Annotated in this window: 18 protein-coding genes; 4 read left to right on the forward strand and 14 right to left on the reverse strand. The window is 63.5% G+C overall.

Translation table 11 applies throughout. The features are described from left to right. Positions 1–33 precede the first annotated feature (33 nt). On the reverse strand, positions 34–1,368 hold the full coding sequence (gene rlmD / locus FFY45_RS12270) for a 23S rRNA (uracil(1939)-C(5))-methyltransferase RlmD (RefSeq protein WP_176340640.1): 1,335 nt from the start codon (positions 1,366–1,368) through the stop codon (positions 34–36). 157 nt (positions 1,369–1,525) lie between these two features. Between rlmD and FFY45_RS12275 the strand changes: the two genes are divergently transcribed. Beyond that, positions 1,526–2,248 carry a response regulator gene (locus FFY45_RS12275; RefSeq protein WP_176340641.1) on the forward strand — a complete coding sequence of 241 codons (723 nt, stop codon included), beginning with the start codon at positions 1,526–1,528 and terminating at the stop codon, positions 2,246–2,248. Between the two features lie 152 nt (positions 2,249–2,400). On the opposite strand, the gene recO is transcribed toward FFY45_RS12275, so the two are convergent. The 9 genes from recO to rpoE form a co-directional block, all read right to left on the reverse strand. Continuing rightward, positions 2,401–3,123 carry a DNA repair protein RecO gene (gene recO / locus FFY45_RS12280; protein ID WP_006449887.1) on the reverse strand — a complete coding sequence of 241 codons (723 nt, stop codon included), beginning with the start codon at positions 3,121–3,123 and terminating at the stop codon, positions 2,401–2,403. A gap of 27 nt (positions 3,124–3,150) precedes the next feature. Continuing rightward, a complete protein-coding gene (gene era / locus FFY45_RS12285) occupies positions 3,151–4,050 on the reverse strand; it encodes a GTPase Era (protein ID WP_023903250.1) in 900 nt (299 codons plus the stop codon). Further along, entirely contained in the window at positions 4,047–4,727 is a 681-nt protein-coding gene (gene rnc / locus FFY45_RS12290) for a ribonuclease III (RefSeq protein WP_023903249.1), read from the reverse strand. Before rnc ends, era begins: the two co-directional genes overlap by 4 nt. Continuing rightward, positions 4,717–5,124 carry a DUF4845 domain-containing protein gene (locus FFY45_RS12295; RefSeq protein ID WP_176340642.1) on the reverse strand — a complete coding sequence of 136 codons (408 nt, stop codon included), beginning with the start codon at positions 5,122–5,124 and terminating at the stop codon, positions 4,717–4,719. The genes rnc and FFY45_RS12295 overlap by 11 nt, the downstream gene beginning before the upstream one ends. Further along, the gene (gene lepB, locus FFY45_RS12300; RefSeq protein ID WP_016903795.1) at positions 5,125–5,925 is read right to left on the reverse strand and encodes a signal peptidase I; all 801 of its coding nucleotides are present in this window, start codon (positions 5,923–5,925) and stop codon (positions 5,125–5,127) included. Between the two features lie 104 nt (positions 5,926–6,029). Then, positions 6,030–7,820, reverse strand: coding sequence for a translation elongation factor 4 (lepA, locus tag FFY45_RS12305; protein ID WP_176340702.1), 1,791 nt, complete (start codon positions 7,818–7,820; stop codon positions 6,030–6,032). Positions 7,821–8,007: 187 nt separating this feature from the next. Further along, positions 8,008–9,594, reverse strand: a complete 1,587-nt coding sequence (locus tag FFY45_RS12310) for a DegQ family serine endoprotease (RefSeq protein WP_176340643.1) — start codon at positions 9,592–9,594, stop codon at positions 8,008–8,010. Between the two features lie 109 nt (positions 9,595–9,703). Beyond that, positions 9,704–10,585 (reverse strand): sigma-E factor negative regulatory protein, encoded by an 882-nt coding sequence (locus FFY45_RS12315; protein ID WP_176340644.1) that lies wholly within the window; start codon positions 10,583–10,585, stop codon positions 9,704–9,706. Beyond that, positions 10,582–11,202, reverse strand: coding sequence for an RNA polymerase sigma factor RpoE (rpoE, locus tag FFY45_RS12320; RefSeq protein ID WP_043908138.1), 621 nt, complete (start codon positions 11,200–11,202; stop codon positions 10,582–10,584). The genes FFY45_RS12315 and rpoE overlap by 4 nt, the downstream gene beginning before the upstream one ends. A gap of 235 nt (positions 11,203–11,437) precedes the next feature. Here rpoE and FFY45_RS12325 point away from each other — a divergent pair, with 235 nt between their 5' ends. Next, positions 11,438–13,519: a 3-hydroxyacyl-CoA dehydrogenase NAD-binding domain-containing protein gene (locus FFY45_RS12325; protein WP_176340645.1), complete on the forward strand. Its 2,082-nt coding sequence runs from the start codon at positions 11,438–11,440 to the stop codon at positions 13,517–13,519. 169 nt (positions 13,520–13,688) lie between these two features. Here the strand turns inward: FFY45_RS12325 and FFY45_RS12330 are convergent, their stop codons facing one another. After that, positions 13,689–16,541, reverse strand: coding sequence for a TonB-dependent receptor (locus FFY45_RS12330; RefSeq protein ID WP_176340646.1), 2,853 nt, complete (start codon positions 16,539–16,541; stop codon positions 13,689–13,691). On the opposite strand from FFY45_RS12330, the gene FFY45_RS12335 reads away from it, so the two are divergent. Further along, positions 16,453–16,713, forward strand: a complete 261-nt coding sequence (locus FFY45_RS12335; protein ID WP_176340527.1) for a hypothetical protein — start codon at positions 16,453–16,455, stop codon at positions 16,711–16,713. The genes FFY45_RS12330 and FFY45_RS12335 overlap by 89 nt on opposite strands. Before the next feature lie 245 nt (positions 16,714–16,958). Here FFY45_RS12335 and FFY45_RS12340 read toward each other — a convergent pair whose 3' ends face one another. Both FFY45_RS12340 and FFY45_RS12345 read right to left on the reverse strand, forming a co-directional pair. Next, positions 16,959–18,530 carry a tetratricopeptide repeat-containing sulfotransferase family protein gene (locus FFY45_RS12340; RefSeq protein ID WP_176340703.1) on the reverse strand — a complete coding sequence of 524 codons (1,572 nt, stop codon included), beginning with the start codon at positions 18,528–18,530 and terminating at the stop codon, positions 16,959–16,961. 40 nt (positions 18,531–18,570) lie between these two features. After that, complete coding sequence (locus FFY45_RS12345; RefSeq protein ID WP_306432069.1) at positions 18,571–19,026, reverse strand: hypothetical protein; 456 nt, start codon at positions 19,024–19,026, stop codon at positions 18,571–18,573. A gap of 160 nt (positions 19,027–19,186) precedes the next feature. Between FFY45_RS12345 and FFY45_RS12350 the strand changes: the two genes are divergently transcribed. Continuing rightward, the gene (locus FFY45_RS12350; protein WP_176340647.1) at positions 19,187–20,689 is read left to right on the forward strand and encodes a tetratricopeptide repeat-containing sulfotransferase family protein; all 1,503 of its coding nucleotides are present in this window, start codon (positions 19,187–19,189) and stop codon (positions 20,687–20,689) included. A gap of 19 nt (positions 20,690–20,708) precedes the next feature. On the opposite strand, the gene FFY45_RS12355 is transcribed toward FFY45_RS12350, so the two are convergent. Beyond that, on the reverse strand, positions 20,709–21,992 hold the full coding sequence (locus FFY45_RS12355; protein WP_176340648.1) for an aspartyl/asparaginyl beta-hydroxylase domain-containing protein: 1,284 nt from the start codon (positions 21,990–21,992) through the stop codon (positions 20,709–20,711). Positions 21,993–22,111: the final 119 nt, after the last annotated feature.

The raw sequence follows: 22,111 nt of genomic DNA on the forward strand, positions 1-22,111 counted from the left end.
GGCGACGGGTAACCGACGCCCGGAAGAAAAGGCCTAGCGCCGCTCAAACACCGCGATGCTTTCCACATGCGCAGTATGCGGAAACATGTCCATCGCGCCGGCGGCCTTGAGCGTAAAGCCCTGCTCGTTGACCAGATAGCCGGCGTCGCGCGCCAGCGATCCCGGATGGCAGCTCACATAGACGATGCGCTCGAACTTTTTCAACGGCAGCTGCTGCAACACTTCCAACGCACCCGGCCGTGGCGGATCCAGCAGTAGCTTGTCGAAGCCCTGCCGCATCCACGCGGTATGGCGCTGATCCTGGGTCAGGTCGGCCGCATAGAACTGCGCATTCTCCAGTCCATTGCGCTGCGCATTCTCGCGCGCACGCGCCACCAGCCCGGCATCGCCTTCCACGCCGACCACTTCGCGCACGCCGCGTGCCAGCGGCAGGGTGAAATTGCCCAGACCACAGAACAGATCCAGCACGCGGTCCTCGGGCCTGGCGTCGAGTAACGCCAGTGCATGCGCAATCATTTTCTGATTGAGCGAGGCGTTGACCTGGATGAAGTCCAGCGGGCGGAACGCCAGCTCCACGTCCCACTGCGGCAGGCGGAACGACAGCGGCACTTCTTGCGGCCACAACGGATGCACGCTCTCCACGCCGCCCGGCTGCAGAAAGATGGCAAACGCGTGCGCCTGCGCAAATTCCGTCAGCGCCTGCAGATCGCGCTCGCTGAGCGGCTGCATGTGGCGGATGGTCAGCACCACCGCCTCGTCGCCGGCAATGAATTCGATCTGCGGGATGTCGCGCTTGCCGTCCAGGCCTTCGACCAGCGCGGCCAGCTGCGGAATCTTCTCGCCGATCTGCGGGATCACCGTATAGCAGACCGACAGATCGGCCACGAAGCGCGGGTCGAGCTCGCGGAAACCGACCAGCGTCTTGTCCTTTTTTTCCACCCGCCGCACCGAGAAGCGACCCTTGCGGCGGTAGCCCCAGTTGTCGCCCACCAACGCCGGCAGGATCGCCTGCGGGGTGACGTGGCCGATGCGCTCCAGGTTATCCATCAGCACGCGCTGTTTGGCCACGATCTGCTGCGACTCGTCCAGATGTTGCAGCACGCAGCCGGCACAGACGCCGAAGTGCGGGCAGCGCGGGCTCACCCGTTGCGGCGATGCCTCCAGCACCTCCACCGTCTTGGCCTCATCGAAATGCCGGCTGCGCGCGGTGGGTTCGGCATGCACCACCTCACCGGGCAGGGCGCCGCTGATGAAGGTGACCTTGCCGCCTCCGCCCTCGCGGCGCGCAACACCGCGGCCGTCGTGACTGAGGTCGATGATGGCGGTCTGGAACGGGGTACGGTCGAAACGGTTTCTGGTTCTGGCCACGTGGCGACGAGCTGCGGGCAAAAAGGGTGCGTATTGTCGCAGATGCGATCGATGGAGGCCGCTTGCAGCGATGGGACAATTGTCGTGCGCCGCAAACACAGGCAAACTCCGGCTGCGCGCGGCGGTCACGACGCGGCATCGCTGACAAGGAGGCAGCATGAATATGGCGACACGTCAGGAACCCCACCCACGACTCTTGCTGGTGGAAGACGACCCGATCAGCCGCGGGTTTCTCCAGGCCGTCCTGGAAGACCTCCCCGCCCGGGTGGATTGCGCCGATTCGCTGTCTTCGGCGCTTGACCGCGCCCGCGAACGTCGTCACGACCTTTGGCTGATCGACGTCAATCTTCCCGATGGCACCGGTAGCGAACTGCTGCGCGCACTGCGCCTGTTGCATCCCGACGTCCCCGCACTTGCCCACACCGCCGACGGCACCATGACCATGCAACGCAGCCTGCAGTCCGATGGATTTCTGGAAATGCTGGTCAAGCCGCTGAGCTCAGAACGTCTGCTGCAGGCGGTGCGTCGCGGACTGGCGCGCGGCCGTTACAGCGTGGCGCCGGTCGGCGTGGTCGACATCGCCGCCAGCGATTGGGACGAAGCGGCCGCGCTCAGCGCGCTCAACGGCCAGCAGCACCATCTGAACGCACTACGCGAATTGTTCCTGGCCGAGCTGCCGGGCACACGCGACGCGGTGGATTCGGCCCTGCAGATCAGCGACGAGCCGGCACTGCGCAATCATCTACACCGGCTGCAGGCCAGCTGCGGCTTTGTCGGTGCAGCGCGACTTGCCGGCGCGGTCCGCCTGCTGCGCGGCGACCCGCAATCCAGCACGGCGCAGACGCAGTTTCATGCGGCGGTGGAGGCGCTGCTGCACTGAAGGACGACTGCACCGATGTCTCTAGACTCGGCGCAGTGTCAGCGATCGAAACAGGCGAAATTGAGCACTACGCATGCACGGCGGAGTGCGCATGGTCCCCAACGCGCATCTTGCTAGTACACGCCAGGTTTGGCTGACCCGCCTTGCGCTTCTCAACGCCGCCGCGCCAGATCCTCAAGCATTTCCCAAGATTTCAGGCCGCGTCCGCCCAGGTGATGCAGCAGCACGCCGCGCATGCTGCGACGCAATCCCGGCATGTCGTCGGCCGCCGGCATGACGTCTTCGCCCAGCGCCAATAGCGCAGCGCCGGTCACGGTCTCACGCCGGTCCTGCGCCAACCGCTCGCTCAAGACGCGTAACGCGCCTTCCTGCGGATCGAGGCGGTAACGTGCCGCCGGGTCGATCGGTTGGCCATCGTTGTCGTGTTGCAGATCGAAGGCAAACCCGAGCCCATCGAGTACATCGCGCTCGAACTGGCGCAGCCCCCAGGCCAACGGCAGGTTGGAGGCCAGATGCGCCCGCGCCCGCGCATAGCAATCGAACAGCTCGGGCACCGGGTCGTTGCGTGGAGCCAGCCGCAGCAGCAACTCGCTGATATAGAAACCGGCCAGCATGGTTTCGCCGGCCAGGCGCGGCGCAGTGTCCAAGGCTTCGGCCTGGCGTAACTGGGCAAGTTCGCCACGCTGCATCGCCGTGAACTGGATCAGCTGCAATGGCTGCAATGCAGCGCGCAAGGCCTGCTTGCGCGGCGCGTGCACACCACGCGCCAGCAACCCCACCCGCCCCTGCTGCTCGGTGAGCACTTCCACCAGCAGACTGGTCTCGCGCCAGGGACGCACATGCAGGACGAAACCGCGTTCGTTGTCGATCAACATGGCGGCAGGCGGGACCGGGTCCCGGCCTTACTCGTACCCGAACGCCTTCAATGCCGCTTCGTCGTCCGACCAGCCTTCTCGGACGCGCACCCAGGTTTCCAGGAACACTTTCGCACCGAACAGCCGTTCCATCTGCAGGCGCGCCTTGCCGCCGATTTCCTTCAGGCGGGTGCCGCCCTTGCCGATCACGATCGCCTTCTGGCCTTCGCGCTCGACCCAGATCACCGCACCGATCCGCAGCAATGCGCCGTCTTCGGCAAAGCGCTCGATCTCCACGGTGGTGGCATACGGCAGTTCTTCGCCGAGCTGGCGCATCAACTGCTCGCGCACCAGTTCACCTGCCAGAAAGCGCTGGCTGCGATCGGTGATCTCGTCTTCGCCGAACATCGCCTCGGCCTCGGGCACCAGCTTGAGCAGATCGCCGACCAGCGCTTCCAGGCCCTTGCGCTTGAGCGCCGACACCGGATGCACTGCAGCGAATGTGCGGCCTTCGCTGACCTGGGCCAGGAACGGGAACAGCGCGGTCTTGTCCTTGAGCCGGTCGACCTTGTTGACCACCAGCACCACCGGCACTTTAGAGTCGCTCAGGACCTTGAAGGCCAAGGTGTCTTCTTCGTCCCAACGGCCGGCCTCGATCACCAGCACTGCGGCATCCACGCCTTCAAGCGAGCCGCGCGCGGCGCGATTCATCACCCGGTTCATGGCGCGCTTCTGCTCGCGATGCAATCCAGGCGTATCCACCAGCGCCAGCTGCCCCTCGGGGAAGGTCGCGATGCCCAACAAGCGATGCCGCGTGGTCTGCGGCCGGTTGGACACGATGCTGACTTTCGCACCGACCAGCGCATTGGTCAGGGTGGACTTGCCGACATTGGGGCGGCCGATCACGGCGACGCTGCCGCTACGGTGGGGGGAAGAGGTTTCGCTCACGTGTTTGAATCCAGTTGTGCGATGACAAGAGTGGCCGCCTGTTGCTCGGCGAGGCGACGCGAGGTGCCCTGGCCTTCGGCGCGGGCGACGGGCTGTTCCAGAATGCAGGCGACATGGAACTGCTTGGCATGTTCGTCGCCGCTTTCACTGATCAGCGCGTAATTGGGCAGCGGGAGTTGCCGCGCCTGCAGCCATTCCTGCAGCCGGGTCTTGGGGTCTTTTTCAGCCTTGCCCACCGGCAGCGCAGCCAACGAGGGCTCGAACCAGGGCAGCACCACCTCGCGGCAACGCTCGAAGCCACAGTCCAGATAGATCGCCGCAACGATCGCTTCGACCGCATCGGCCAGGATCGAATCGCGCCGGTGGCCACCGGATTTCAGCTCGCCCGGACCAAGCGTCAGCCGCTCGCCCAGATTCAGCGTGCGGCCGATGACTGCCAGCGCCCCTTCGCGGACGAGTTCGGCGCGCGCACGGGTCAATGCGCCTTCGTCGGCCTTGGGCCAGCGCTGATACAGCGCCTCCGCGATCAGCAGATTGACGATGCCGTCGCCGAGGAATTCCAGCCGTTCGTTATGCGGGGTCCCGGCGCTGCGATGCCGCAGCGCCTGGGCGAGCAGACCCGGATCGGCAAACGCGTGCCCGATCGGATCGCCACGCTGGAAAGTTCTATTGCCCACCACGTCCAGTCATGTCCTGCGATGTATCGAATTTGCCGACCACATCGAGATTGCCGATCATTTCGCGACGCACTTCGTAGTTGACCTTCATGCGCCAGCCGCCTTCGATGCGCTCGAACTTGACGTCTTCTTTTTTGACGTTTTCCGAGTAATTGATGTACAGCCGACGGAAGAACAGATCCTGCAACTTGGACGGATCCATCTCGCCGGCACCGGGCTCTTTGGCCAGCCCCTTCATCGCTGTGCGCACGGAATAATATTCCTGATACATCGGAAACAGCTTCATTCCCAGATACAGGCCAAACCCCACCACCGCCAGCACCACCACGAACGACGTCAACGTCATACCGCTCTGCTTGCGCTTCATTGTGCTTCCCCTGGCACGCTGTGCGTGCATTTACTGGATTCCCGTCCCGATCCGCGACGGATCGAAACTCCCCTTGCAGAACCACCCTTCGCAATTGAGCCAGATCAGGAACGCCTTGCCGCGCAGATTGGCCTCCGGCAGAAAGTGTGTCTGGGTCCAGAACCGGCTGTCTTCACTATTGTCGCGATTATCCCCCATCACGAAATAGCTGGCTGCCGGCACGGTCCAGTCACCCTGCCCGGCCGGCATGTTGCGATCGACCCATTCCAGCACGGTGTGCGTGCGGCCCGGCAAATCCTCGACCAGCAACGTGGTACCGGTCATCTCGGCGCCCTTGCCCTTGCCGATGTACTCGCCCTTGACCGTGTAGCGCATCGGCTTGTCGTTGATGTACAGCGTATCGCCGTGGAAACCGATCTTGTCGCCGGGCAGGCCGACCACGCGCTTGATCCAGTTCTGATCGGGCGCATGCGGCGGCTTGAACACCACCACGTCGCCACGCTTGGGCTCGCCGGTCGGAATGAACTTGGTATTGGTGATCGGCAGACGGAAACCGTAAGCGAACTTATTGACCAGGATGAAGTCGCCGATCAGCAGATTGGGCATCATCGAACTGGACGGAATCTTGTACGGCTCGGCCACGAAGCTGCGCAGGATCAGCACCACCGCCAACACCGGAAAGAACGCGCGCGAGTAGTCGATGATCGCCGGCTCGCTGTCCAGCAGCCCGGCACGTGCGGCGCGGCGCTTGGCCAGAAACAACTTGTCCAGCAGCCAGATGAAGCCGGTGCCCAGCGTCAGCACGACCAGGGCGATTTCAAACCATTTCATTCGGGTTCCTTCGGAACAGGATTCGGGATTGGAGATTGGGGATTCGCAAAAGCTCAGGGCTGGCGAGTCGTTGCCAATCCCGAATCACGAACCCCGAATCCCGGCTACTTATCCATCTGCAAGACAGCCAGGAAGGCCTCTTGCGGAATCTCCACGCGGCCGACCTGCTTCATGCGCTTCTTGCCTTCTTTCTGCTTTTCCAGCAGCTTTTTCTTGCGCGAAACGTCGCCACCATAGCACTTGGCCAACACGTTCTTGCGCATCGCCTTGACCGTGGAGCGCGAGATGATCTGCGCGCCAACGGCGGCCTGAATTGCCACGTCGAACATCTGCCGCGGGATCAATTCCTTCATCTTTTCGCACAGTTCGCGGCCGCGCCGATCGGCGTAGCTGCGGTGCACGATGATGCTCAGCGCGTCGACCTTGTCGCCGTTGATCAGCGTGTCCACACGCACGAACGGGCCGGCATCGAAACGCAGGAAGTGATAATCCAGCGAGGCGTAACCGCGCGAGACCGACTTGAGCTTGTCGAAGAAATCCAGCACCACTTCGGCCATCGGCAACTCGTAGCTGATCTGCACCTGGCTGCCCAGGTAGTTGATGCCGATCTGGCTGCCGCGCTTTTCTTCGCACAAGGTGATGATGTTGCCGACGTAATCCGGCGGGGTGAGGATATTGGCGCGAATGATCGGCTCGCGGATCTCTTCCACATGGTTCAACGGCGGCAGCTTGGACGGATTGTCCATCGGAATAATGCTGCCGTCGGTCTTGAGCACTTCATAGACCACGGTCGGCGCGGTCGAGATCAGATTGAGGTTGTACTCGCGCTCCAGCCGCTCCTGCACGATTTCCATGTGCAGCATGCCCAGGAAGCCGCAGCGGAAGCCGAAGCCCATCGCCTCGGAACTTTCCGGCTCAAAGCGCAGCGCCGCATCGTTCAGACGCAGCTTGTCCAGCGCTTCGCGTAGGTCCGGATAATCCTCGGCATCGACCGGGAACAGGCCGGCGAACACGCGCGGCTGCATTTCCTGGAAACCGGGCAGCGCATGCGGTGCCGGGTCGGCCGCCAGGGTCAGCGTGTCGCCGACCGGCGCGCCGTGCACGTCTTTGATCGAGGCGTTGATCCAGCCCACTTCGCCGGCGCCCAACGCGGGCAATTCCTTGCGCTTGGGGGTGAACACGCCGACCTTGTCGACCAGATGGGTGCGGCCGGTGGACATCACCAGGATCTTGCTGCCCGGCTTGATCTCGCCCTGCATCACGCGCACCAGCGAGACCACGCCCAGGTAGTTGTCGAACCAGGAATCGATGATCAGCGCCTGCAGCTTGTCGGTGTCACGCGGCTTGGGCGGCGGAATGCGCTGCACGATCGCTTCCAGCACCAGATCGACGTTGAAGCCGGTCTTGGCACTGACCGCCACCGCGTCTTCGGCGTCGATGCCGATCACCGCTTCGATCTCGGCCTTGGCGCGCTCGATGTCGGCGGTCGGCAAGTCGATCTTGTTGAGCACCGGCACCACTTCCAGGCCCTGCTCGACGGCGGTGTAGCAGTTGGCGACCGACTGCGCTTCCACGCCCTGGGCCGCATCCACCACCAGCAACGCGCCTTCGCACGCGGCCAGCGAGCGGCTGACTTCATAGGAGAAGTCGACATGCCCGGGGGTGTCGATGAAGTTCAGCTGGTAGACCTGCCCGTCCTTCGCCGTGTACGGCAAAGACACCGACTGCGCCTTGATCGTGATGCCACGCTCGCGCTCGATCGGGTTGGAGTCGAGCACCTGGGCTTCCATCTCGCGCGCTTGAAGACCGCCGCACAGCTGGATGATCCGGTCGGCCAGGGTGGATTTCCCGTGGTCGACGTGGGCAATGATGGAGAAGTTGCGGATGTTCCGCATTGAATCAGAGGACATTGAGGTGGGCGCCGGCGGTGCCGTCGTCAGGGTAACGCAGCATTATCGCACGCTACGGCCCCGCAGGGCCGAGAATCGGGAATCGGGAGTGGGGAATCGGAAAAGCCAGGCGAGCTATCGCCTCGCGGAGCCGCTCTTGCCAATCCCGATTCCCGATTCTCCATTCCCTCCGTCAGCCGCCAGCCTTCAAAGCGACATAGCTGGTGGCCTTGCCGTCGGTGACCAGCAGCATGACCACGTCGCCCTTCTTGACACTGGCCAGCGCGCGATTGATATCGGCGACGCTGCCGACCTTGGCGCGACCGACACGCGCGATGATCAGGCCCGGCGACAACGGCGGCTGGGTGCTGCGTGCCGCAGCGCCGGTGACCGAGGCGATGCGCACGCCCTCGCCCGCTTCAAGGCCGAGGCGACTGCGCTCGGCGGCGGTCAGATCGGCGAGCTGCAGCCCGAGCAATTCCACACTGGCCGGTGCGCTGGGCTTGCTGTCGTCGGCAGCGGTGCGCGGTGCAGCGTTGCCGGCCGGGTTGTCCAGCGTCGCCAGCGTGACCGTCACCTTGCGCGGCTTGCCGTCGCGCAGGACATCCAGCGTGACCTTGGTGCCCGGCGCCATCAGGCCGATCATCGGCGGCAGATCGCTGGCTACCTCGATCGGCTTGCCGTTGACGGCGGTGATCACATCGCCCACTTCGATCCCGGCCTTTGCTGCCGGGCTGCCGGCGGGAATGTCGTTGACCAGCGCGCCGCGCGTGTCCGGCAGGCCAAGGCCCTGCGCCTTGAGCGAATCGATCGGGCCGACCGCGACGCCCAGCATGCCGCGACTCACATGCCCGGTGGCCTTGATCTGTTCGGCGGCGCTGAACGCCAGGTCGATCGGGATCGCAAAACTAATCCCCATGTAGCCGCCCGAGGCGGAGAAGATCTGCGAATTGATGCCGACCACTTCGCCACGGGTGTTGAGCAGCGGGCCGCCGGAGTTGCCCTGATTGATCGCCACGTCGGTCTGGATGAAGGGCACGTAGCGCTGGTCGGCATATGGATTGCTGCGACCGGTGGCACTGACGATACCGGCGGTGACCGAGTGATCCAGACCGAACGGCGAGCCGATCGCCACCACCCACTGGCCCGGCTTGAGCGTGTTGGAATCGCCCAGGCGCACGGTCGGCAGGCCCTTGGCCTCGATCTTCAGCAGCGCCACATCGAACTGCTCGTCGCTGCCGACCACCTTGGCCTTGAACTCGCGCCGGTCGGTCAGCTTGACGGTGACCTCGCTGGCGCCATCGACCACATGATGATTGGTCAGCACATAGCCATCGGCCGAAATGATGAAGCCCGAGCCCATCGACTTGCCGGCAATGCCGCCATCGTCATCGCCCTGCCCTGGGCCACCCGGCCCCTGACGCGGCCCGCCCGGCATCTGGAAATCCGGCCCGAAGAAGCGGCGGAAGAACTCCGGCATCTGCTCATCGCCCGGCATCGCGCCGCCGTCCTGCCCACCCGGCCCGCCGCGCCGCTGGCGCGCCATGGCGTCCTTGCGGGTGATGGTGGTTTCGATATTGACCACGCCCGGGCCGACCTGTTCGACCAAATTGGTGAAGTCCGGCAAGCCCGCCACCAGCTGCGGCGCCGGCGTGGCGCTGCGGTTGGCGGCAATCGGTGCGGCGTCCTTGGCGGCGGGCGCGGACTGCTGCGCGCAGGCGGCCAACGGCAGGGTCATGGCGATCAGGCCGAACATCTGGGTGCGGATGCGATGGTTCATCAGGTTGCCTCCGATGGCAGGGCGACAGGGGCCAAAGCCCCTGCCTTTGCAGGGGTCCGGCACGATAACGGAAGGGAGGACGCCGAACCGATGAAGGTCGGCGGCGGGATCAGTCTTGCGGCGGCTGCACCGGCAGCGGCCGGCTCGCTGATGGGCTGGCAATCGCTTGCGGCGCAGGCTCGAACGGATAGAACGCCGGGCCCGGGCGGCCTTGACTGAAGCTGGCATTGAGCGGACTGTCGCCAGCGCCGGACAAGGCCGCGCGTGGCCAGGGCCGCGCCTGCAAGGTCATCTCGGAATGCGTGAACGGGTTCGACGGCGCGGCCGGGCGCACAGCTGGAGCAACCGGTGCCGGCGTGGCAGCGGCCACCATGCGGGTCGGCGCCTGCTGCTGGCGGGCAGCGACACTGCGGGCCGCCTGCTGATTGCGCGTGGCCGCACCGCGACGGGTGGAAGCCAGCGCAGCGGCAGGCAACGCTGCAGCGAGCGCGACACCCTCGTCGGGCGTGGCCGGGTCCGGTGTCGCCGGCGCTTTCGGCGCTGCCGGCGGCTGCACTGCGGCGGGCATCTGCGCGGCCGAGGCGAACACCGGCACCTGGGCGGCAGGCGGCGCCGTCTCGGGCAAACGCTCGCGCGCCATGAACAAGGCGATCGCCGCGACCGATGCCGCAATCGCCGCGCCACCACCCCAGCGCCAGCGCGTCGCCGGGCGCGTAGAGGATTGCGCCTGTGGAGCGGGCTCATCGGCGATTGCCGTGCGCACACGCGCTGCGAAGTCCAGCGGTGCCGGCGCACTGGCTGCGCCGCGCAGCACATCGCCGCACAGCTGCCAACGTTCGTGGCAACCGGCCAGCTCGTCGTCGTGCGCCAGACGGCGCAACAAGAAGCGCGACTCGTCCGCGTTCAATTCGCCATCCACCAGCGCAGACAGCTGCTGGCGATAGTGAAGCTCGAACTTGTCGGTGGTGGACATCACAGGGGTATGGCTCATACGCGGTGTCGCTCACGGGTAGCGCTTTCGGTCTCCAGCAGAGGCCGCAGCTCGATGTCGATGGCCTCGCGCGCCCGGAAGATGCGCGAGCGCACCGTTCCGATCGGGCAATCCATTTTTCGCGCGATTTCGTCGTAGCTCAGCCCATCCACCTCGCGCAGGGTGATGGCCGACCGGAGTTCTTCCGGCAGGGCTTGGACCGCACGCATCACCGTTTGTTCCAGCTCCTGTCGCATCAATTCGCGCTCCGGGGTATCGGTGTCGCGCAAGCGTGTCGCCCCATCGAACTGCTCGGCATCGCTGATCTCGATGTCGTCGGTGGGCGGACGGCGGTTGTGCGCAACCAGATGGTTCTTGGCAGTGTTCACGGCAATGCGGTGCAACCATGTATAGAACTGCGAATCGCCGCGGAAACTGTTGATCGCGCGGTAGGCGCGCACAAACGTATCCTGGGCCACGTCTTGACATTCGCTCCAATCGGCGATGTAGCGCCCGATCAACGCAACGATGCGGTGCTGGTATTTGCGCACCAGCACATCGAACGCTGCGCTCTCGCCGCGCTGCACACGCCGGACCAGTTCCAGGTCCAGCTCCTGAGGTGTATCGACTTCGGCCATGTCGGGCCGCACTCCTGTCAGCCCACCGAAGTCGGGCAATGAGACCGCCATTGAAAAGAAAAGTTCATACCGATCCGTACGACCGTCACGCATCAGGGTAGCGGCACCGATGCGCCGCTGGCGACGCCTCGCACCAAGCGCACGCCGCCTTGTCGACAGGTATGGGTATTTGACGTGAAGGAAACAACCTCTGGATGATAACGATCTTTCCTTATATCTCCGGACGGCCAGACGCATGCTTCCAGGTTTCGACGGGCTCCGATTCAGCCATTGGCAGGCAGACCTGCGCGAGGACGGCGTGGTCGTGCTCAGCCTTGATCGCCAAGGTGCGCCGGTCAACGCGTTTTCGCAGGAGGTGCTGCTCGAACTGGGCGCGCTGATCGAACGACTGGCACTGGAGCCGCCCAAGGGCGTGGTGCTGCGCTCGGCCAAGGCCAACGGCTTCATCGCCGGCGCCGACCTCAAGGAATTCCAGGAGTTCGACCGCAAAGGCACCGTCAACGACGCGATCCAGCGCGGCCAGAGCGTGTTTCAGAAGCTGGCCGAACTGCCCTGCCCCACGGTCGCGGCGATCCACGGCTTCTGCATGGGCGGCGGTACCGAGATTGCGCTGGCGTGCCGGTATCGGGTGGCTTCCGACGATGGCAGCACGCGCATCGGCCTGCCGGAGACCAAGCTCGGCATCTTTCCCGGCTGGGGCGGCAGCGCCCGCTTGCCGCGTCTGATCGGTGCGCCAGCGGCGATGGATCTGATGCTGACCGGCCGCACCGTGTCGGCCAAGGCCGCGCGCGCGATGGGCCTGGTCGACAAGGTCGCCGCGCCTGCGGTGCTGGTGGATGTCGCCGCCGCACTGGCGCTCACCGGCAGCAAACGGCCGTTCAAACAACGCGCCACTGCGTGGGCCACCAACACCTTGCTTGCGCGCAAGCTGCTGGCGCCACAGATGCGCAAACAGGTCGGACGCAAGGCGCGCAAGGAGCATTACCCGGCGCCGTATGCGTTAATCAACGTGTGGGAACGCGCCGGTGGCAGCGGCATCCAGGTGCGCCTGGCCGCCGAGCGCAAGGCGGTGGTGAAACTCGCCAGCACGCCGACGGCGCGCAACCTGATCCGCATCTTCTTCCTCACCGAGCGCTTGAAGGCGCTGGGCGGCAAGGACGCTGGCGCTGCGGCGCTGGCCCCTATCCGCCATGTGCATGTGATCGGCGCCGGCGTGATGGGCGGCGATATTGCGGCCTGGGCGGCCTACAAGGGCTTCGAGGTCACGCTGCAGGATCGCGAGCAACGCTTCATCGATACTGCGCTGGGCCGCGGCGGCGAGTTGTTCGCCAAGCGCGTCAAGGACGAGGCCAAGCGGCCGGCGGTGGCGGCGCGTCTGCGTGGCGATCTGGCCGGTGCGGGCGTAGCGCAGGCGGACCTGGTGATCGAAGCGATCATCGAAAATCCGCAGGCCAAGCGCGATCTGTATCAATCCATCGAGCCGCAGCTCAAGCCCGATGCGTTGCTGACCACCAACACCTCGTCGATTCCGCTGACCGAGTTGCGTGGACACATCCAGCGCCCGGCGCAATTCGCCGGCCTGCACTACTTCAATCCGGTGTCGATGATGCCGCTGGTGGAAATCGTGCAACACGACGGCCTGGATCCAGCCAACGTCGCGCGCCTGGCGGCGTTCTGCAAGGCGCTGGACAAGTTCCCGGTGCCGGTGGCGGGCACACCCGGCTTCCTGGTCAATCGCGTGCTGTTTCCGTATCTGCTCGAAGCGGCCACCGCGTATGCCGAAGGCGTGCCGGGCACGGTGCTGGACAAGACCGCAGTGAAGTTCGGCATGCCGATGGGGCCGATCGAACTGATCGATACGGTGGGGCTGGATGTCGCCGCTGGCGTGGGCGCGGAGCTCGCGCCGTTCCTGCACCTGCCGATTCCTGCGGCGCTGGCCACCGTGGAGCCGGGCAAGCGCGGCAAGAAGGACGGCCAGGGCTTGTACAAATGGGAGAACGGGCGCGCGGTCAAACCCGAGGTCGCCAGCGGCTACGCGGTACCGGCCGATCTGGAAGATCGCCTGATCCTGCCGCTGCTCAACGAAGCGGTCGCCTGCCTGCACGACGGCGTAGTGGCCGATGCGGATCTGCTAGATGCCGGCGTCATCTTCGGCACCGGCTTTGCCCCATTCCGCGGTGGCCCGATCCAGCACATCCGCAGCGTCGGCGCCGACGCGCTGCTGGAACGCTTGCAGGCACTGCATGCGCGTTACGGCGATCGTTTTGCGCCGCGCCCAGGTTGGGAGTCGCCGTTGTTGCGTGAAGCGGTGGCGTGACACGCTGACTTCAGCTGCGACTTTGAGCAAACGCGCAGCCGAGCCGCTAGCGGCGATCACACGGCATGAGGTCGTGGAGTAGCGCGTCATCGGCGGCGCATGTCGCAAGCAACAAAAAAGAACGGCGAGCTAAGGCTCGCCGTTCTTTTTTACACAGTCACGAAGCGACTCAGAAACGCAGACCCACACTGGTGAAGAAGTAGCGGCCGGCTTGGTCGTAACCACCGAGCGAGTTGCCGTTATAGGTCAGGCTGCCACCCACCAACGGCGGTTCCTTGTCGGCGATGTTGTTGACGCCCAGCGTCCAGGTGACGTAATCGCCCAACTGCATCGAACCGGAAAGGTCGAAGTAGTTGTAGGCAGAGACCTTGTTGTCCTGATTGACCAAGCGCACGTCGGTGGTCCCCGGCGTGCCGTCGGTGTTCTGATAGTCCAGCTCACCGATATAGCGCCAGCGCAGACTGACGGTGTAGCGATCGAAGTTGTAGCGCGTGCTCAGCACATGCCGCCACTCGGCACTGTTGCACGCCACGTTGACCACGCCCGCGCAGTCGTAGGTCACTTCCTGCACGCCCGGAACCGGCTCGTATTCCTGCTTGAGGGCATAGCTACCCATCATCGAGGCGGTCAGGCGGCCCGGGCCGACACTCCATGCATACGACGCAGTCAGATCGATACCCTGGAAGTGCAATGAGCCGAAATTGTCCTGGGAATTGAAGATCAGACCGGAGATGTCTGCATCGCTGCCGCGGAACAGATCGCCTGTCGTGGCATTGCGGCGGACGCGGCTGCAGATATCCGCATTGCCGGTCACACCGCAGGCGGTCAGGATGTTGGATGAGCCGATCGACCGGATCGCATCGTCGATCTTGATGTCGTAGTAATCCACGCTCAGATCGAGCCCCTTGATCGGGCTGGCAGCAAAGCCGACGGTCCAGGTGTTGGCCGTTTCCGGCTGCAGTGAAGCATTACCGCCACCGATTTCGTTGTACTGACCCGCAGGGTTTGCTGCAACGCGGCCGTACTGCGCCGCCGTCACGCCCGTGTTGGCGCACTGGGCCTGGGTAAATGTCGGATTGGCGCCAGCGCAGGGGTCGCTACCGCTCCACAAATTGATTGTATTTTCGTTGTACAGCTCGGTGACGTTCGGAGCGCGGATCGCACGGTTCCAGCCTGCACGCAGGTGGTATTTACCGTCGACAAACGTCGCACCTAGACCGACCTTGTAGGTACTGACGCCACCGGAGATGTCGTAGTCCGAGTAACGATAGCCAAGCTGCATGTCGAGGTTGTCCAGGCTGCCTGCCTTCGCCAACAACGGCACCGCGCCTTCCAGAAACAGTTCCTTGACGCTGATGTCGCCGGACACGTTGGAGGTGGGACCGCCCAGACCGGTGAAGTTGCCGGTCTGCATATTGCTGTCGGCCACCCGCTTGAAGGTTTCGGTGCGGGTTTCCACACCACCGACGACGCTGATCGGGTTATCGCCGGCCCACGGCAGGCTATAGCCAAAGTTGCCGGTCACGTAGGCGTTGAACACGCGCATCGAGGTTTCGTAATTGACGATACCCACGCCCTGCAGGGCTTCTGCCTCGGCTGCGGTGACGCTATCGTTCCACACGCTGTACGGCACGCAGCCGTCGAACGAGCCCGGCTGGCAGCCCAGCAGTGCATCGCGTACGCGGGTGGTCACGAAGTCGTTGATGTTCTCGGACTTGGTGGTGCTGCGGTTGTAGGTGAACGACGCGTCGTAGGACCAGTTGTCGTTGATATCGCCCTGCGCACCGCTGGTGATGCTGAAACTGTTGCTGTCCGAATTGGTGATACGCGGGCCGCCTTCGACGTTGCGCTTGGCGACATACACAGTGAATTCGTCATCGGTGATGCCGACATCGTTACACAGGCTGCCGAGCACCGATGTGCCGCAATTGACATTGAGATCGGTAAAGAACGCACCCGATGGCGCAATCTGCGTCGAACTCTTGCGGTTGACGAACAAGGTTTCGAGGTAGGGCTTGAAGTGCTCGTTCACTTCGTACTTGAAGCTGCTGCCGGCGGTATAGCGCGTATCCGGGCGCTGGTAGTAATTCACCGGCGCAAAGTTGTAGAAATTCGGAGATGCAACCTGCGACCAGGTGCCGCCTGCGGAAGGCTGCACGTAGAACGCACCCGCAGACGGCGCGACGACGTAGAAGTTTGCCGGGTCGGCGGTGGCCGAGCCACCGCAAGCGGTACCACGGTTGCTCAATGCGCACGCAGAGTAATCGCGCTGCCCCTGCAGCAACGGATCGTTTTCGCGCCAGGTTGCCCATGCGGTGGCGTGACCCGATTCGCCGAAGCTGCCGCCGATGGCAAGGTCTACATTGCGGGAGATGCCGTCGAAGCCGGAATTTCCGGTCGGATAATCGTAACCGGCATCATCCATCAGACCACGCATCAACTTGTTGCCATTGTCGTGCTGATAGGCGTTGTAGCCCATGTCGACACTGACGCCTTCGAACTCGTCGTCCAGCACGAAGTTGACCACACCGGCGACGGCATCCGACCCGTACACCGCAGAGGCGCCACCGGTCAGGATATCCACGCGGCGCACCAATGATGCGGGAATGATGCTGATATCCGGGCTTTCGCCGATGCCCTTGGGAATGCGCCGGCCATTGACCAGGGTCAAGGTGCGCTGCGCACCGAGGCCGCGCAGATCGACCGTTGCATAGCCGTCCGACCCATTGTTGGCGAAGTTATCGAAGGTGGCAGCGAGTTGCGGATATTGATTGATCAGATCTTCGACCTTGGTCGAGCCGGAGTATTGGAATTCTTCCTTGTTGATTTCTGCCACCGGACTGGAGGCGGTCATTGTCTGGCTCTTGATACGCGTGCCGGTGACATTGACCGTATCCAGGCTTTTGGCATCCAACGACGGCTGCTCCTGTGCCATGACGGTTCCCGACAAGGCCAGCGCAGCAGCGCCAACCGTGAGCGATACCCTGATGGCATCGCGCAACTTGGTGGTCTTCAATCTCATCTTTCTCTCCGAAAGTCCGAACGGGGGAAAGCAGCGCAATGCGTCGGCATCTGAAGTGATGCGAGCGCGGATCGACTGCGACATCGTTGGCGAACGCATCAAACTGCGCAGCCACACCGGCAAACGGACGGGCGAAGAGCGCTCCGAAAAAACGTTGCCAACCCGATGTTAAGACGATGTTGACGAAAGTTAAAGCGCCATTCAGAAATGCTCTAAATAGGTGCGTTGAAGCCCCAAAAGAGTGCGCCCGTCACGGAAAAACTGCCTTGATGCACCTCTACGCCCTGTAGAGGCTGGTCTCCGTAATCGCGGTTTTGTCTATCCCACAAAAAGCTAGAGCTCGCTTGCACGTGCGAGTTGGGCTTGTTGGTGGTTGATGGCGAATACCTAAAAACTGGAATCCCTAGAAACTGAAACTCAAGACACGCTCACACCCGCCGCTTGAAGCCGCGTCACTAACGGAGCGAGCTCGTTCAAATGCCGCCGAGAACTGTGCACCGACCGTTGATGGACCTCGCCACGCACCTGCGCAGCGCTGGCAGTGACAAACGCCACGTCCTTCAATTCGGACGTATTTTCATTCGATGAAAGTCCGCACCACGTCAGCACCCGCGTGATCTGATGCTCGGTATCACGCACCAGATCTTCGTAATGCACATCGAGAATTTTCTCGGGCAGCACGGTGTGCCAGTGGCGCATGGTCTGCTGGTACGCGAGGTAATACTCGCCAAGCTCATCGAGCGCGTATGAAAACGGATAGGCGTTGTAGAACAGGGTCTTGTACATCGCATAGCAGGTGTCCAGCGGATCGCGCACCAGATGGATGATGCGCGCCCGCGGCAACGCGGCCGCAATCATGCCGCAGTAAAGGTAATTGACCGGCATTTTGTCGATGAGTACCGGATGGTCATGCACGACTTCGCGAGCGCCGCGCAGATACTCTTTGCCGACTGCTGCGAAATCGATCTTCAGCGACGCTTGCGCCGCAGTCAGGCCGGGATTGCTCGCCATCACGCCAGAGGTGGCGCTTCCAAGAACTGCTCCGAAATCCATCAATTCGCCTGCAGAGCGCGCGCCGCCGCGTTGTATGAGCAGTCGTTCCAACAAGGTGGTGCCTGACCGCGGCAGGCCGACGATGAAGATCACGCCCTCACCGTCGTGACCCGGCCGCAACGTGCGTAGGGCATCCGCAGCATAGGCTTGGCGCACCGAAGCGATATGCGCACACTCGGCGGTCACGTCGTACTGCAAGGTCTTGCGCTTGCATGCCGCTGCTGCGGTCAATGTTTCGAAGGATTGTGCATGTTGCCCAAGATCTTCCAGTTCCTTGGCCAAGGCGTACAGGCCTGCGGCCCTGGCAGATGGCTCCGATAGCGTGGTTGCCAGCCGGTGACGCAGGTCGTCCAGATGGTTGTGCTGCCCGGTCTGCCGCCGGAGCGTTGCGCGCAGGTACAGCGCATCGCCAGCATTTGGGGCAAGTTGCAACAGCCGCTCCACGGTGATCTCAGCGGCATCGAATTCACCACCGAAGAACTGCATGGTCGCCAGGTCGTACAGCAAGGCGGGCTGGTCCCCCAGCAACGTCAGCGCTTGCTGATAGGCATCACGGGCTGCAGCCACGTCCTGGCAGCCACTGTACAGCGCGCCGATCCGCCACCACGCGTTGCCATCCGCTGCTGCCAGTGCCTGCGCTTGACGCGCGACCAACGCCGCCTCGCGGCGACGGCGCAGCTGTATCAGCAGGCTGGCATATTTGATCAATAAGGGAAGTGGCGACGATGCCACCGCTGCAGCATTGGCGATGCACTCGGCTGCAGCGTGTGGATCACCGTTGGCCAACCGGGCTTCGCTTGCGAATTCGAGCAGGTGCGCGTTGTCAGGCCGGTCTGCGCAGGCGCGATCGGCCAGAGCAATTGCGTCGGCATAACGGCCTTGACGCAGCAATTGATATCCGTCACGCAAGAGGGCGCGCAGCTGTGTCTCAGTCAATCCATTCTCCCTGTTTGGTGCACTGTGGCCGGTCATCTGGCTAGTCGATACGACGCGCGCGCAGCGCCACGCCGGCAGCGGTCACCAGCATGTAGCTACCCATTGCCGCCTTGCGAAGCACTATCACATCACCTTCGGCCAAATGGCCGCGGCTGCTTGCTTCTGTCAGTGCCCAGCGCTGGTGCGTATCAAGAGACACCATGCGGGTGCCATCTGCCTGATAGGTCACTGCAAGCACTGTTGCGCTCAGTTGCGCAGGCGACGACCGTCTCGTAGCAGCAGCAGATACTTCATCTGCGCTATGGCCAAACTCGCGCACGCCCCTGCTGGCTTCTGCGGCCCGTACGGCCTGCGCTGGCGGGAAGCTGGCGTCGTAGCAGGCCAGCCGCGGCAATGGCTCAAGTACCGACGCGCATCGATGCGTTGGAGTCTCCTGAGCCACCACACCCCATGTGCAACACATGATTGCCAGCCCACACAGTCTCCGCTTGTGCATTTGCGCATCTTCAATCGTCGGTTGCGCCTGAGCATACAAGGCAACCGGACGGCGGTGGAGAGACAGGCCGGCGCTGTTTTGCCTGGCATCGATTGAACAGGCTGCAAGCGCCATCTAAGCTGCGGGTCTGAACTGACGCACCACCTCCCAGGATTACGCCTTGAACATGTCGTTGCAGCAGGCCGCACAACTACTGCAGCAGGGCCAGTTGCAGCAGGCGATCGTGGCGTATCAGCGCGTGCTGCAGACGCAGCCGCGCTCGGCCGATGCCTGGTACAACCTGGGGTACTTGTTGCGCCGGACCGGCAATGCGTCCGGTGCGCTGGACGCTTATGCGCAGGCATTGGTCTGTGGCGCAACAGCGCCCGAGCAGATCCACCTCAATCGCGCCGCACTTTATAGCGACCATCTCCATCAGGAGGCGGCAGCGCTGCGCGAACTCGACCTGGCGCTGCGCTGCCGGCCCGACTACGCTCCGGCGCTGCTCAATCTGGGCAATCTGCACGAGGAACTGGGCGCACGCGATCAGGCGATTGCGGCCTATTGCCGACTTGTCGCTCTTGTCGATAGCGACGCCGCTACGCACGCGCTGCAACTGCAAGCCACTGCGCGCCTGCTGCATCTGAATCCGCCTACTCACGCCGAGGACATACGCCTGCTCACACTCGGGCAGGCAGTCTCGGCACCCGACCAGGATCCGGAGCTTGTCGCCAGCGTGCTGCATGCGCTTGCCCACGCCTACGACCGTCTCGGTCTGCACGCACGCGCTTTCGATGCAGCAAGCGCCGGCAATCGTCATGCTCATGCACAGGCAAGGCGCTACGACCCGCTCCGGACACAACAGCATTTCGACCACATCGCGAAGGTATTTGCCGCAGCCGATGGCGCGACCACCCCGATGCCGCAGGTTGCTGAGCACGACACGGTGTCTCCGCTATTTATCTGCGGCATGTTCCGCTCCGGCTCCACCTTGATCGAACAGGCCTTATCGCGCCATCCCTGCATTGCGGCGGGCGGTGAACTGGATGCGCTGCCACGACTGGTGGCACAGTCGCTGTCGCCGTTTCCGCAAGCCGCACATGCGCTGCCCGCTCAAACCCTGGAGCAGTTGGCAGCACGCTATCGGCAACGTGTGGCAGCCGCCGTTCCCGAGCAGGCACGCCTGCGCTATATCACCGACAAGCGACCGGATAATTTCCAGCTGATCGGTTTGATCAAGCAGCTGTTTCCTGCCTCCAGGATCGTGCACACGCGTCGCCATCCGCTGGACAACGGGCTGTCGATCTTCCTGCAGCAGCTCAATCCGCAGGGGTTTGGCTATGCGGGTCGGCTGGAGGATATCGGCCATTTCTATGCGCACTATCAACGGTTGATGGGGCACTGGCTATCGCTGTATCCAGACAGCATCCACACCTTCGACTATGACGCATTCGTCGCCGCGCCAGAACCGACCTTGCGCGCCTTGCTGGACTTTCTGCAGTTGCCCTGGGAACCGGACTGCCTGGACTTTCACCTTGCAGGTGGCGCAGTGAGAACCGCCAGCTACTGGCAGGTGCGTCGCCCCTTGCATGCAGATGCGTCTGGGCGCTGGCGACACTACGCTGCGCAACTTGCTCCTTTGCGCGCCGCCCTTGCCCAAGCCGGCATGACGCTTGACGATTGACGATTGAACCTAGCTGTCTTCAACCAGCGCGGTGGCGCGCGATGGCGGTCTCCATGGCATTGACCATGCCGCGCTCTTCCTGGGTCAGCAGCGGGTTCCAGATATCGAAGATCAGTACTACGCGCACCCGAGAACTCTCGTTGCGCGCCTCATGCTCGATCGAGTCGTCGAACACCAGCACCTTGCCGACCTCCCAGCGCCGCCAGTCATAACCCACGCGAAAACTGCAGCCCTCCGGCACGATCAACGGCAGATGCGCCACCAGACGCGCATTGGTTTCGCCATGGTGCGGCGGAATCACCGTCTGCGGCGCCAGTACCGAAAACATCGCGTTGGGACACACGCCGTCGATCTGCGCGGCGTCGACCAATGACAATGCGGCTGCAGTGGCGGGACACCGCACGAGATGCTCCTGCACCGGCTTGCCATGGGCCCAGAGCGGATAGGAACTCCACGCAGGCGAATGATTGAGGTCTTTCCATTGATTGACCGGCTGATCAGGCGCGTAGGCGATATAAGGGGCGAATCCGCGTTGATCGTCGTGCATGACCGCATACAACTCCTGAGCGATTGCGTCGGTCTGGCCCTGCACCGCATCGATCCACGGGAAGGCATCCGTTGCATGAAACGGCAAGGCCGGCAATCGCGGCACATACAAGCGGTTGGATTGGGAATGGAAGGGGCGACTGCGCCCGCAGGCGATCGCTGCGGCCTCGTCCCAGCGCCCCTGTAGCGCTGCATCAACCGCTGCACTTGGGCTCGCAAGCAAGGTCCGCAACTGGGTTTCCAGTTCCAGCGTGTCCTGTTCCACTGCTTGCTTGGCAAGGGCTAGCTTGCGGCGTAACGCCGCCGGCCATTGCGGTTCTGGCGGTGCCACTTTCAAAGCATCGCGATAGACCGCGGCGGCTGCACGTGGGCGACCGCGCGCTTCCAAAAACGCCGCCTTGGCCAGCAGGCCGGGCAGGAAGTAGGCATCCAGCGCCAAGGCGGTACTGATGGCCTGCCACTCGCCATCCAGGTCGCCCTGCGCCTGCTTCACCACCGCAATGGTCAGGACGATCATCGGGTCGCCTGGGCTGCTTGCGCGTGCGCCGCTCAGATACTCCAACGCTGCCGTTGTGTCGCCCCGCTGATAGGCGTGCACGCCCAGGCTATACAAGGCTTGTGGATGCGCAGGCGCCAATTGACGCACCTGTGCCCATAACTGCTCGGCCTGTTGCCATTGCCCCACCGATGCCGCGGCACCTGCCTCGGCGATCAGCGCGGCGATCTGTTCGTTGGTCTGTTCGATCTGTACCGCCATGGCACTCGCAGCCTGTCAGCCTTCCCCGGCTCGATCATACGGCTTGAGCGGCATCGCAACAGCCAGGCTGCTACGTAGCACGCCGCCTGTGCGCGACCTGCACACGCTACTGTGAGCGA

The organism is Xanthomonas hortorum (assembly GCF_011305375.1).
Classification (GTDB): Bacteria; Pseudomonadota; Gammaproteobacteria; order Xanthomonadales; family Xanthomonadaceae; genus Xanthomonas; species Xanthomonas hortorum_E.